This window comes from Arthrobacter sp. MMS24-S77 (assembly GCF_054888235.1).
On sequence record NZ_JBTZRN010000001.1, the window covers coordinates 1,853,229 to 1,866,134 of the forward strand.

9 protein-coding genes and 3 pseudogenes are annotated in these 12,906 nt (G+C 64.0%); 8 read left to right on the plus strand and 4 right to left on the minus strand.

Annotation, left to right across the window (positions count from 1 at the left end):
• Positions 1 to 17 precede the first annotated feature (17 nt).
• Positions 18 to 1,373 carry a septation protein SepH gene (gene sepH, locus ACX5I4_RS08425; protein ID WP_461838678.1) on the minus strand — a complete coding sequence of 452 codons (1,356 nt, stop codon included), beginning with the start codon at positions 1,371 to 1,373 and terminating at the stop codon, positions 18 to 20.
• A 283-nt stretch (positions 1,374 to 1,656) separates the two neighbouring features.
• Between sepH and ACX5I4_RS08430 the strand changes: the two are divergent.
• A pseudogene (locus ACX5I4_RS08430) lies at positions 1,657 to 1,952 on the plus strand (DUF4193 domain-containing protein).
• A 19-nt stretch (positions 1,953 to 1,971) separates the two neighbouring features.
• On the opposite strand, the gene ACX5I4_RS08435 reads toward ACX5I4_RS08430, so the two are convergent.
• The gene (locus ACX5I4_RS08435; RefSeq protein ID WP_461836281.1) at positions 1,972 to 2,457 is read right to left on the minus strand and encodes a DUF3093 domain-containing protein; all 486 of its coding nucleotides are present in this window, start codon (positions 2,455 to 2,457) and stop codon (positions 1,972 to 1,974) included.
• 110 nt (positions 2,458 to 2,567) lie between these two features.
• Between ACX5I4_RS08435 and dut the strand changes: the two genes are divergently transcribed.
• The 4 genes from dut (at position 2,568) to ACX5I4_RS08455 (ending at position 5,076) form a co-directional block, all read left to right on the plus strand.
• Complete coding sequence (gene dut / locus ACX5I4_RS08440; protein WP_461836282.1) at positions 2,568 to 3,080, plus strand: dUTP diphosphatase; 513 nt, start codon at positions 2,568 to 2,570, stop codon at positions 3,078 to 3,080.
• Positions 3,081 to 3,192: 112 nt separating this feature from the next.
• Positions 3,193 to 3,942: a DUF3710 domain-containing protein gene (locus ACX5I4_RS08445; RefSeq protein WP_461836283.1), complete on the plus strand. Its 750-nt coding sequence runs from the start codon at positions 3,193 to 3,195 to the stop codon at positions 3,940 to 3,942.
• Positions 3,935 to 4,288, plus strand: coding sequence for a single stranded DNA-binding domain-containing protein (locus ACX5I4_RS08450; RefSeq protein ID WP_461836284.1), 354 nt, complete (start codon positions 3,935 to 3,937; stop codon positions 4,286 to 4,288). The genes ACX5I4_RS08445 and ACX5I4_RS08450 overlap by 8 nt, the downstream gene beginning before the upstream one ends.
• Positions 4,285 to 5,076, plus strand: a complete 792-nt coding sequence (locus ACX5I4_RS08455) for a DUF3159 domain-containing protein (RefSeq protein WP_461836285.1) — start codon at positions 4,285 to 4,287, stop codon at positions 5,074 to 5,076. The genes ACX5I4_RS08450 and ACX5I4_RS08455 overlap by 4 nt, the downstream gene beginning before the upstream one ends.
• On the opposite strand, the gene ACX5I4_RS08460 is transcribed toward ACX5I4_RS08455, so the two are convergent.
• Positions 5,046 to 5,777 carry a potassium channel family protein gene (locus ACX5I4_RS08460; RefSeq protein WP_461836286.1) on the minus strand — a complete coding sequence of 244 codons (732 nt, stop codon included), beginning with the start codon at positions 5,775 to 5,777 and terminating at the stop codon, positions 5,046 to 5,048. The two genes, ACX5I4_RS08455 and ACX5I4_RS08460, sit on opposite strands and share 31 nt — an antisense overlap.
• Positions 5,774 to 6,448, minus strand: coding sequence for a potassium channel family protein (locus ACX5I4_RS08465; RefSeq protein ID WP_184739106.1), 675 nt, complete (start codon positions 6,446 to 6,448; stop codon positions 5,774 to 5,776). The genes ACX5I4_RS08460 and ACX5I4_RS08465 overlap by 4 nt, the downstream gene beginning before the upstream one ends.
• A 110-nt stretch (positions 6,449 to 6,558) precedes the next feature.
• Here ACX5I4_RS08465 and ACX5I4_RS08470 point away from each other — a divergent pair, with 110 nt between their 5' ends.
• The 3 genes and pseudogenes from ACX5I4_RS08470 to ACX5I4_RS08480 all read left to right on the plus strand — a co-directional run bounded on the left by ACX5I4_RS08470 (position 6,559) and on the right by ACX5I4_RS08480 (position 12,901).
• Positions 6,559 to 8,532, plus strand: coding sequence for an APC family permease (locus ACX5I4_RS08470; protein WP_461836287.1), 1,974 nt, complete (start codon positions 6,559 to 6,561; stop codon positions 8,530 to 8,532).
• Positions 8,532 to 9,928 (plus strand): annotated as a pseudogene (locus ACX5I4_RS08475) (class I SAM-dependent RNA methyltransferase). Before ACX5I4_RS08470 ends, ACX5I4_RS08475 begins: the two are co-directional and overlap by 1 nt.
• Before the next feature lie 142 nt (positions 9,929 to 10,070).
• Positions 10,071 to 12,901: pseudogene (locus ACX5I4_RS08480) on the plus strand (aconitate hydratase).
• Positions 12,902 to 12,906: the final 5 nt, after the last annotated feature.

Genomic DNA, 12,906 nt, shown 5'->3' on the forward strand with positions numbered 1-12,906 from the left:
GCCGTGAACGTGAGGGGCTAGTCTCCGCGCGTTCCGAAGACGATTTCATCCCAACTGGGGATGCTGGAGCGCTTGGGCCGCGACGGCTGGCGTTCGGCAGGCGCGGCGTCGGAAGATTCTTCATCCTTCAGTCCGGCACGGGTGGCCTTCGGCTCCTCGTGTTCCCGCCGGGGAGCTCCGCCGAGCAATTCGTCCAGGCCGGCCCGCGGGGATGGCGCATCCTGGGATCGCGCCTCGTCCTGGGGGGCCTGTGCATCGCTGTCAGTCCTGCCGCGCAGAAGGGTCACGGGACGCAGGGGGCTCGGGATCACGGTGATTTCCCGTGTATCCGTGCTGACGCCGTCGTGCAGCCGGAGGGAATCGTCTTCCTTGTCGTCATGCTGCGGAGCCAGGCTCAACCGCGACAGCATGGAAGCACGTGCATCGCGACGGGTTGCGATGGGGTCGGCTTCTGCCGGCTCGTCCGTGTCCTCGTCGGGTGATTCTTTGTCCGAAAGCCCGTCTTCGACGTCGCCCGGCCGCGGATGTGCCGCAGGAACTCCGCTGCTCAGAAGCAGCGCCAACGCGTCGTCGCCGTCTTCGTCGAGGCCCAGCCGTTGTCCGCGGCGTGAACGCAACATATCCAGGAGTCCATCGGCTTCCTTGGTGGCTGCGGCGGCGGCCGCACGGGCCGCGGCGCCGGCGTCAGCCTCGAAATCAAAAGGCCGGTCGGAAACGGCGGCGAGCCGTCGTGCCGGTACGGGACCATCAAGCGGCTCCAGTTCGCTGAGCTGCTGGGCCCAGCGGTTGGCGTTCTGTAGGGATTTCCGGGCGGGATTGAAGGTCCACATCGCGGGCGGCTCTTCGCCGATGCTTTCCAAGCTGCCTGGCTTGGTTTCGAAGCGCGCGACGACGGTCCACGCCCCATCGCTGCGGCGCCAGGAGTCCCACTCCACCGCTGAGGAGTCGATGCCGTGTGCCGTGAGCCGGTGGGCGACCATCTCGCCAAGGCTTGCAGGTTCGTCGCCGAACGCGGCGCGGTACGTGTCGTGGCCAGGTGCCGGGGCAGCGACTTCCACTTTGCGGGCCTGCTGCGCGATGTATTCCCGCTCGGCCAGCACAGGCCCCTCATAGCGCTGCACGTTGGCGAGCGGCAATCCTGACAGCTCTGCCACGTCCGTTGCTGTCGCACCGCTACGGATACGCGACTGAATGTCACGCGGGGACATGGCGACGGGCGTGATGGAAGCACGGGCGGCCACCTGGGCAGGTGTCCGGCTCGCTGCAACACGCAACGCCTCGTCAATCGGAAGCTGGAACATCTCGCCGCCGGTACCGCTCAACAGGAGATGTCCGCCGTCGTCGTGGACGCCAACCAGCCGTAGATCCCGCATAAAATCCTCCACCATGGCCTATCTGACATTCGAAACTCTGCCACCCGGTGGGGCCTTTTCCTACTAGGACAAAGGGCGCGCCGCGATATTCCGCGATTTTCCGGCGCTTCTCCGCGGAACGGTCCCGCGGGGCTATGGACATTTGGTGCGTCTGGGAGGACAATCTGCCCGATATCGGGCACAAAAACAGGGCCTGCTGCGTTACATCCTTAGACCGGAGCAGGTTCCGGTGGACAGGACCGCGAGCCCTGCGTGAAGCACAAGGGAGAACGAAGAAGGGACCATGGCAACGGACTACGACGCCCCTCGGAAGACGGAAGAAGACACCGAGGACTCGATCGAGGAACTCAAGTCGCATCGCACCGAGAAGCAGTCATCGGCGGTTGACATCGACGAGACTGACTTGGCCGACGCCTACGAGCTTCCCGGGCGGACTTGTCTGGCGAAGAGCTGCTGGTCCGCGTCCTGCCTCCGCAGGCGGACGAATTTACCTGTTTCAATTGTTTCCTGGTCAAGCACCGCTCCCAGATTGCGCGGGAGAAAGACGGGCATCTCTACTGCAAGGAGTGCGAGAGCTGAGCTGCGGGAACGGAGCAGCCTACTTGGAAAGGGCCGCGAGCAGCTCTTCAGGATGGCGCGTGGACGTCAGCCAGTAGGGAGTACGGTCCGCAGGGTCGGTGATTTCGATACGCACCACGGGGTCGATCCAGCCACGGAGGCACAGGAACGCCAGGCCGTTGAGGCGGACGCCACGCTCTGCGGTGGCTTCGTCCTTGCGGTATGTCGTGACTGCGCCGACAAACTCGCGCTGGATGCTGGCACGGCCTACCTGGACGGTATCCCGGTCCACCACTATGGCCGGGGTGGACAGCAGCAGCATGGTGGTCATGATCGCGAAGAGAACCAGCGCGGCTATGATGCCGGCGGTGATGCTGATCGGCGCAAACATCAGGATGCCCGCGGCGGACAAGCCGACCACAACAATCCAGATCCAGGGGGACGGCCAGAGCTTTTCCGCAAACAGGACGCCCGTTCCACTGGAGGAGTGGTTCGGCATGGGTACGGATGCAGTGGATTCAGGCATGGAACCAGCTTATCGGGACAGGGACCCGGGAATTGACGCCCGGCACTAACGTGGCAGCCGCTTGCGCCAGCAACCGCGGCAGTATCCGGCGGACGATAGAATATCTGACTGTGAGCCATGAGACAGCAGTAGCCAACCCCGCAGACACTTCCGCCGAATATGGCGCGCCGACCCTTCAGATCCAGCTGAAAATGCTCGACGACGGCCTGGAAGCGCCGTCGTACGCCCACCCTGGTGACGCCGGAGCCGACTTGCGCGCACGCACGGACGTATTTCTCGCCCCAGGGGAACGGAAGCTCGTTCCTACAGGGGTCTCCATCGCGCTGCCAAACGGCTTTGTGGCACTGATCCACCCGCGATCGGGGCTGGCCACCAAGCACGGACTCACCGTGGTCAACGCTCCGGGCACGGTCGACGCCGGCTACCGGGGTGAAATTTCCGTGACGCTTTTGAATACGGACCAAAACCAGGCAATCGAACTCAAGCGCGGCGATAGAATTGCCCAAATGGTGATCCAGCGCGTCGAGTATGCGCAGTTCGTGGCGGTGGAGGAATTGTCCGACACCGCACGCGGCACCGGCGGCTTTGGATCCACCGGAGGCTTCGCGCCGGCCGTGAGCTAGCAACAACCCTCGGGCAATCGACGCCATAAGGAGCTGATTGCCATGCTGCCCGCGAGTTGACGGGCAGTCTGCGGTTTACTGGGGGATAGACCACTACTAAGGAGACAACCCGATGCTTTTTGGGCGCGGAAAGAAGTCCAAGGCTGAACAGCCGGAAGACAAAGGTACCGAGCAAGCCGATGCCGCGACGTCGCGGCAGGATGCCGGCACGGTAGCCAGCGGAACCGCCAAGGGCGACTTCCGTCTGTCCAAGGGGCCATTCGATGCCAGCGAAATTGATAGCCAAGAGGGCTACGTGGACCTCGGCGCACTGCTTATCGAGCCTTCCGAGGGCCTCCAACTACGTCTCGAGGTGGAAGAGGCGACGCAGCGGGTAGTGGCCGTCACCATGGACCTGAACGGCTCGAGCCTTCAGCTCCAAGCCTTTGCTGCTCCCCGTTCCGAAGGACTCTGGGACGAGATCCGCGAGCAGATCGGCCAGTCCGTGTCCAGCCAAGGAGGCGAAGTCGAGGAGATCCCCGGCACCTTCGGTACGGAACTCATCGCCAAGCTTCCTACCGAATCTGCTGACGGCGGACGTGGCTTCCGAGCGGCCAGGTTCATGGGCGTGGATGGACCCCGCTGGTTCCTCCGCGGCGTCATCGGTGGCAATGCCGCCTTGGACAGGGACGCTGCCGAAGGCTTGGAGAATCTCTTCCGCAAGGTCGTGGTCATTCGCGGAGACAACCCGATGCCGCCGCGTGAGCTGCTCCAGCTGAGGCTGCCGAAGGACGCTGCAGCCCCCGGACACCACGGCGCTCCGCAGGAAGCACCGGAGCTTCAGCGGCCCGAACGTGGCCCGGAGATCACCCAGATTGGCTGACAAAACGGCTCGCGCCGCTGCCGCCCAGGGCAGCCCGGCATCCTTGCCCCTCACTGAGCTCCCCGTGCGTGGCAGAGTCAACTGCACGGGTTTTATCGAGTCGGTAACCTACCAACCCGCCAACGAGCAAGCGCACTTCTCGGCAATCGTCGTCGACCGTATCGCGCACAGGGGTGAAACCGGTCCATTGGCCCGCTTGCGCGTCATCTGGCTGGGCCGCCGTAAGGTCCCCGGCATCGAACCCGGGACTGGCCTGCGCCTCGAAGGAATGGTCACACTGCGGGACGGGATGCCCACCATGTTCAATCCGCGCTATGAAATCCTCTCCCGGCAGGAGCACCAATGACCGTCGCCAATGGACCCGGTCCCCACGAAAAGCCAGCGCAGGAAAAGCCCGGCCAGGCAGCAGGGCCCCGTCAGGAGACCCAGGGGCCGAGTATTGCGGACCTCGCCGCGGGCTACGCAGAAAAGGCCGGGCTCCAGCGCAACAGCCACGGGCACGTGGATATCCTCAAGTCGGCCGGGGGTGTCCAAGGGATAGCCGAGAGCATCGTCCCGGGCCTCGTCTTCCTGATCGCCTTCATGGTCACCCGCGACCTTCCGGCGTCCCTGATTGCATCCCTCGCGGCGGCCGCGGTCTTTACCGTGGTCCGGCTTGTCCAGCGGCGTCCGGTGACCCAGGCGCTTGCCGGGATCGCCGGCGTCGCAATTTCCGCTTGGCTCGCCAACACCACGGGCAAGGCCGAGGACTTCTACGTCCTGGGCTTCTACACGAACATCGCCTACATCGTGGGAATGGTGGTGTCCATTGTGCTCAAGTGGCCCATCGCCGGCTTGCTCTTCGGCTTTGTCCGCAACGAAGGCTTCGATTGGCGGAAGAACCCGGAACGCTTGCGGGCTTATACGATCGGCACCTGGGTGGTCATCGCTGTCCTGGCGCTGCGGCTTGTGGTTCAGGTTCCCCTGTACTTCATGGGCGAACCCGGCCTGGCCGCGCTCGCTACCATGAGGCTGATCATGGGCGCTCCGCTATACATCCTCGGCCTCTGGATTGCCTGGCTGCTGACCCGGCCGACGCCAGGCCAGAAGCCAGGCCAGGATCCTCAGCCGTCGAAACCGTCGTCGTCGGACTGATCCGAAAACTCTTCCTCGACCTCAACTGAGCCGTGGTCGGCCGCGGACGGGGACAACAAGGTCCTGAGCCCGTCTTCGGCCGCAATGGTGGTGACGAAGAACAGCTCGTCGCCGCCGTCGATCACGTCGTCACGGCTGGGCGTGATGGGCGCGTGGTCGCGGAGGATCGCCACCAGGGTGGAGTCTTCGGGCCACTCGATACCGCCCACGGTGCTGCCGATGATGTGCGAATCGTGGGGAACAGTGAACTCCACCAGCGAGGACACACCCGTCTGCAAGGTCAGCAGACGGACCAGGTCACCGATTTCCACGGCTTCTTCCACGAGCGCGGTCATGAGCTGCGGGGTGTTGACCGCGACGTCGACTCCCCAGGAATCGTTGAACATCCAGTCATTCTTGGGGTTGTTCACGCGGCCCACCGTGCGGCCCACGCCGAACTCGGTCTTGGCCAGCAAGGACACCACAAGGTTGACCTTGTCGTCACCGGTCGCGGACACGACGACGTCGGCCCCTTCCAGTTTCGCTTCCTGCAGCGTGCTCAATTCGCACGCATCGCCCACTAGCCAACGCGCTCCCCGGAGGCCGCTGCGCCCAATGACCTCCGGCTTGAGGTCGATCAGCATGATCTCGTGGTTGTGGGCGAGCAATTCCCGCGCGATCGACGAACCGACGCTGCCGGCGCCGACAATAACGACTTTCACTCAGACTCCTTGGCGGGTGCGCTGGCGAGGACGCGTGCCACCTCGGCGCTGCGGTCCAGATTCAACATGGCGTGCACAGTGTCACCTTCCTGGTACGCAGTTCCGGCCTGGGGCAGGACGCCCTCTCCGAAACGGGTGAGGAAAGCGATGCGGATCCCGGAAGCTGCTTCGATGGCAGTCAGCGGGTGCCCGATCCAGCCTTCATTCAGGTCGACTTCAGACAAGACCAGCCGGCCGGAAGGCTCTCGGTAATCGCCGGCCAGGTGCTGCTCGGGCAGGATGCGGCGCAAGACCTGGTCCGCGCTCCAGCGCACGGCGGCCACCGTGGGGATGCCCAGGCGCTGGTAGATTTCGGCGCGCCCGGGATCGTAGATGCGGGCAACAACATGCGAAACATGGAAAGTCTCGCGGGCCACCCGGGTGGCGAGGATGTTGGAGTTATCACCGCTGGAGACGGCGGCGAAGGCGTATGCTTCTTCGCAACCTGCCTGCTTCAGTGTGTCCCGGTCAAATCCGACGCCGGTGACTTTCCGGCCGGTGAATCCGCTGCGCAGGCGACGGAAAGCACGGTCGTCCTGGTCGATGATTGCCACTGAATGGCCGGCGTCTTCCAAGGTGTGCGCCAATGTTGCGCCCACTCGTCCGCAACCCATGATCACAAAGTGAGCCACGGTCTCTCCTTCACTCTTATGCATGCCGCTCGGTAAGACTCTACCGGGGTAAGTCGCGGAAGCCAGTCCGCCGTCATGACATCGCGTTCGATTCAGAGTAGCTTTGCGGAGTGCTGACAATTCTCAACGCCGCGAAGCGGGTGTTGGTGGGGCGGCCTTTCCGGAACGACCGTTTGGCCCACACCCTGCTTCCCAAGCGCATTGCGCTGCCGATTTTCGCTTCGGATGCCCTGTCCTCGGTGGCGTACGCCCCCGACGAAATCCTGCTGACGCTGGCCCTCGCCGGCGTGAGTGCCGTGGCCATTTCACCGTTGGTAGGCCTCGCCGTCATGGTGGTCTTGCTCACGGTGGTTGCCTCGTACCGGCAAAACGTCCACGCCTATCCTTCCGGTGGCGGCGACTATGAAATCGCCAACGTCAACCTGGGGAAGTTCGCCGGCCTGACCGTCGCGGCCGCCTTGTTGGTGGACTACGTCCTCACGGTCGCCGTGTCGATGTCCTCCGCGGCCGCGTACCTGACCACCGCGATCCCCTCATTGCATGGGCAGCAAGCACTCATCGCCACAATCGGCGTCGTCATCCTGGCCTTGGTCAACCTTCGCGGCATCAAGGAAGCCGGGAGCGTCTTTGCGGTTCCCACGTACATCTTCATGTTCTCCATCCTGGGCATGACGGCTGTGGGCATCTTCCAGGCGGTCACAGGCCAACTGGGCGAAGCGCCGTCGGCGGCGTTTACGATCGTCCCGCAAGAGGGATTCGACCAAGGACTGGTCGGCTTGGCCGGGGCATTCCTGCTCCTTCGGGCCTTCTCCTCCGGGGCAGCCGCCCTGACCGGTGTGGAGGCGATCAGCAACGGTGTGCCGAACTTCAAGAAGCCCAAGAGCAAGAACGCTGCCACGACCCTTCTTTTGCTGGGGGTTATCGCCTCGGCGATGCTTGCGGGCATCATCTACCTCGCCAACGCCACGAAGGTCCACATTGTCCTGGACCCGGCCAAGGAGTTCCTCCTCAACGGCCAACCGCTGGCGGGCGACTACATCCAGAACCCGGCCATCAGCCAGATTGCGGAAACTATTTTCGGCTCGGGATCCATCCCGTTCTATATCGTCGTCGCGGCCACGGGCGTCATCCTCGTCTTCGCTTCCAACACGGCCTTCAACGGATTCCCTGTCCTGGGCTCCATCCTCGCCCAGGATGGATACCTACCCCGTCAGCTACGCACACGCGGAGACCGGCTGGCCTTCAGCAACGGAGTCCTCGCGCTTGCGGCCGGGGCCCTCGTCCTCATCATTTCCTTCAACGCCGATGTCACCAAGCTGATCCAGCTGTACATCGTGGGTGTCTTCATTTCCTTCACCATGAGCCAGCTGGGCATGGTGCGGCACTGGGGCAGGGAGCTCAAGCTTGCCCGGGACAAGGCTGTCCGTCGCAGAATGCTGAAGTCCCGCACCATCAACATGGTCGGCTTCTGCATGACGGCGCTGGTGCTGACCATCGTGCTCATCACCAAATTCGAACAAGGTGCCTGGATCGCGCTCCTGGCCATGTTCGTGCTGTTCCTCATAATGTGGAGCATCCGGGCCCACTACGACAACGTGGCCAAGGAACTGGCCGTTGACGAGGACTCCTCCCCGCGTGCGCTGCCCACGAGGGTCCACGCCGTGCTGCTCGTGTCCCATGTCCGCAAACCGGTGCTGCGCGCACTCGCCTACGCGCGGGCATCGCGGCCATCCAGGCTGGACGCCATCATTGTCGACATCGACCACGACGAAACCACCCACACCGTGGAGGCCTGGGACAAGTTGGACATCCCGGTCCCGTTGACGGTGCTGGCGAGCCCCTACCGCGAAACCGTCACGCCCATCCTGGACTACGTCAAGAACATGCGCCGGGACTCCCCGCGAGACCTGATCGTCGTGTACATCCCGGAATACGTCGTCGGCAAGTGGTGGGAACAGCTCGTCCACAACCAGACCGCGCTGCGCATCAAGGCCCGGTTGCACTTTGAACCCGGCGTCATGGTGGCTAGCGTTCCATGGCAATTGAAGTCCTCCGAAGAAGCAAAGGCACTGCAGGATACCTAATGACCCACCCCAGCAACACCGAATCCAGCACGCCCACGGCCCAGGACGGCGCTGCCAAGGAACTGGTGGTGGACGTCGGCCCCATTGCCCACGGTGGCCATTTTGTCGCCCGGCACGAAGGCCGGGTCATCTTTGTCCGGCACGGCATCCCGGGGAGAAGGTCCGGGTCCGGTTGACGGACTCCGGAGAGTCGTCCCGTTTCTGGCGCGCCGACGTCGTCGACGTCCTGGAAGCGTCGGACGACAGGACACGCCATTTCTGGGCACTCGCCGATTCCCTTGCCGCCTGGCGGAAGGGCGGACCGCCCGTGGGCGGTGCCGAACTCGGCCACGTGACACTGGAACGGCAGCGCCGGCTCAAATCCGAAGTCCTCGCCGAGCAGCTGAAGCGGCTCGCCGGCGTCGAGCTGAACGTCGAGGTGGAGTCCGCCTCCACACATAATCCAGCGTCCGACGGCGGTACAGGGTCCGACGGCGGCACAGGCCTCGGCTGGCGAACGCGTGCCAGTTTTGCTGTCACCCCGGGCGGCCGCCTGGGAATGCACGCCCATCGCTCCGACATCGTGATTCCGGTTCACGAGATGCCGCTCGCGCTTCCGGGCATTAATGACTTGCGGCTATGGGACATCGATTTGCATGGCATTTCACGGGTGGAGGTTGCGGCACCTGCCAACGGATCACGTCCGCTGGTCCTGCTCGCCCCGGAGGAGGGTACCGACGCCCGGCGCCTCAACCGGATCCTGGGGCAGCTCCCGCACGATGTTTCCGTGGCCAGCTTCGACCCGGTCCGCGGCGAAGTGCTGCAACTGCGCGGTAGGACCTGGGTCCAGGAGTCGGCGGCCGGTCATGAATACCGGGTCACAGGGGAAGGCTTCTGGCAGATCCACAAAGACGCTCCGGACACCTTGGTGGGGGCGGTGACAGGATTCCTGCACGACGGCGGCTACCTCCTTCCGGGATCGGCCGTGGCCGATCTCTACGCGGGAGCCGGATTGTTTACGGCGCCGTTGGCGGACGCGGTGGGGATCACCGGTTCGGTGCTGTCCGTGGAAGGATCGCCCGGAACCAGCCGCGACGCCCGAAAGAACCTGCATGGAGAGCCCCACGTGGAGATCGTCCAGGGCAGGGTGGAACGCGTCCTGCGGCACCGCCCCCGCAACTTCGATTCCTTGGTGATCGATCCGCCACGGGCCGGCGCGGGCAAAGCCGTTGTCAGCCAGCTCATCGAGTCCAGGCCGCGGGCAATCGCCTATGTGTCGTGTGATCCAGCTTCTTTCGCGCGTGATCTGGGGTACTTCCGGAACGGCGGCTGGCGGCTTGAATCGCTCCGTGCCTTTGACCTTTATCCGCACACGCACCATCTGGAGACCGTTGCGTTGCTGGTGCCCGCGGCGTAGCCGCCACTACGATGGTGAAGAAGTTCCACGTCGCGCTTCCCTTCTCCACCGACCGACGGCAGTCGCTCAGATTAGGCTTGCCTAACTAGCTAGCGGTCAACCGCGCGACAAAGATGAAAGCTGTTGCGAGAGGAGTCCTGCCATGAGCATTGTGGACAGCTTCGGTTCCAAAGGCGTACTGAATGTAGCCGGCACCGATTATGAAATTTTCCGGTTGAACTCCGTTGAAGGCGCAGACAGCCTTCCGTTCAGCCTTAAAGTATTGCTTGAAAACCTCCTGCGGACGGAAGACGGCGCCAATATCACGGCCGACCACGTCCGCGCCCTGGCCGGTTGGGACCCGAACGCCCAGCCTGACACCGAGATCCAGTTCACCCCGGCTCGAGTCATCATGCAGGACTTCACCGGTGTTCCCTGTGTCGTTGACCTGGCCACCATGCGTGAAGCCGTCAAGGACCTCGGCGGCGACCCCAAGCGCGTCAACCCGCTGGCTCCGGCTGAGATGGTCATCGACCACTCCGTGCAGATCGACGCCTTCGGTAACTCCGGCGCCCTTGAGCGCAACATGGAGATCGAATACCAGCGCAACGGCGAGCGTTACCAATTCCTGCGCTGGGGCCAGACTGCATTTGACGACTTCAAGGTTGTCCCCCGGGAACCGGCATCGTCCACCAGGTCAACATCGAATACCTGGCACGCACCGTCATGACCCGCGAAGTTGACGGCGTCCTCCGCGCCTACCCGGACACCTGCGTCGGCACCGACTCCCACACCACCATGGTCAACGGCCTGGGTGTGCTGGGCTGGGGTGTAGGCGGCATTGAAGCCGAGGCCGCCATGCTCGGCCAGCCCGTCTCCATGCTGATCCCGCGCGTTGTGGGCTTCAAGCTCACCGGTTCCATTCCTGCGGGCGCCACCGCCACCGACGTCGTCCTCACCATCACCGAGCAGTTGCGCAAGCACGGCGTTGTCGGCAAGTTCGTCGAGTTCTACGGCGAAGGCGTTGCGGCTGTGCCGCTGGCAAACCGCGCCACCATCGGTAACATGAGCCCGGAGTTCGGTTCCACGGCGGCCATGTTCCCGATCGACGATGTCACGCTCGAGTACCTGCGCCTCACCGGCCGCTCCGAGCAGAATGTTGCCCTGGTCGAGGCGTACGCAAAGGAACAGGGCCTCTGGCACGATCCCTCGCACGAGATCAAGTTCTCCGAATACCTTGAGCTGGACCTGTCCACGGTTGTTCCTTCCATCTCCGGTCCGAAGCGTCCCCAGGACCGCATCATCCTCACGGAGTCCAAGGCCCAGTTCCGCGAGGACCTGCGCAACTACGTGAAGGAAGACCTGGCCGACGGAAGCCTGGACGAAGCGATTGACGAGAGCTTCCCGGCGTCGGATTCGCCGTCGTTCACAGCCTCCGCGACCCACCTCGCCGACGTGGCGCCGCACGCACACGGTCCGAAGTCCAACGGCCGCCCGTCGAACAAGGTCAGTGTCGTCACGGCTGACGGCCGCGAATTCGAACTGGACCACGGTGCTGTGTCGATCGCTTCGATCACGTCCTGCACCAACACGTCCAACCCCTCGGTGATGCTGGCAGCCGCTCTGCTGGCCCGCAACGCCGTGGACAAGGGCCTCACCTCCAAGCCGTGGGTCAAGACTTCGGTCGCTCCCGGCTCCAAGGTGGTCACCGACTACTACGAGAAGTCCGGATTGACTCCCTACCTGGAGAAGCTCGGCTTCTACATCGTCGGCTACGGCTGCGCCACCTGCATCGGCAACTCCGGACCGCTCGACGCGGAAATCTCCGAGGCCATCCAGGCCAACGACCTTTCCGTCACAGCTGTTCTCTCCGGCAACCGCAACTTCGAAGGCCGCATCAACCCGGACGTCAAGATGAACTACCTGGCCTCGCCACCGCTGGTCATCGCCTACGCCTTGGCCGGAACCATGGACTTCGACTTCGAGGCTGACGCGCTGGGCCAGGACCAGGACGGCAACGATGTCTTCTTGAAGGACATCTGGCCGAACCCCGTCGAGGTCCAGAAGGTCATCGATTCCTCGATCGACAAGGAAATGTTCGCCCGCGGCTACGAGGGCGTCTTCGACGGCGACGACCGCTGGAAGGCACTCGACACCCCGGCAGGCGACACCTTCGCCTGGGACGCCAAGTCCACTTACGTGCGGAAGCCCCCGTACTTCGAAGGCATGAAGGCGCAGCCGGATCCGGTAACGGACATCACCGAGGCCCGGGTCCTCCTGAAGCTCGGCGACTCCGTCACTACCGACCACATCTCCCCGGCCGGTTCCTTCAAGTCGGACACCCCGGCCGGCCAGTACCTTCTGGCCAACGGTGTGGAGCGCAAGGACTTCAACTCCTACGGCTCCCGCCGTGGCAACCACGAGGTCATGATCCGCGGTACCTTCGCGAACATCCGCATCAAGAACCAGCTGCTCGCTGACTTCAACGACGGTGCGGGCGTCGAGGGTGGCTTCACCCGCGACTTCACCCAGGCAGACGGTCCGCAGGCCTACGTCTACGACGCCGCCCAGAACTACCAGGCTGCCGGCACCCCGCTGGTTGTCCTGGCCGGCAAGGAATACGGCTCCGGTTCGTCCCGTGACTGGGCTGCCAAGGGCACGGCGCTGCTGGGCGTGAAGGCTGTCATCGCCGAGAGCTACGAGCGTATCCACCGCTCCAACCTCATCGGCATGGGCGTCCTCCCGCTGCAGTACCCGGCCGGCGAGTCCGCTGCGTCCCTGGGCCTGGTCGGCACGGAAACGTTCTCCGTCGAGGGTGTCACCGAGCTGAACAACGGCACGACGCCGCGGACGCTCAAGGTCACGGCAACGGCCGAGGACGGCAGCACCAAGTCCTTCGATGCCGTGCTGCGCATCGATACCCCGGGCGAAGCGGACTACTACCGCAACGGCGGCATCCTGCAGTACGTCCTGCGCCAAATCTCAGCACACTAGCGGTA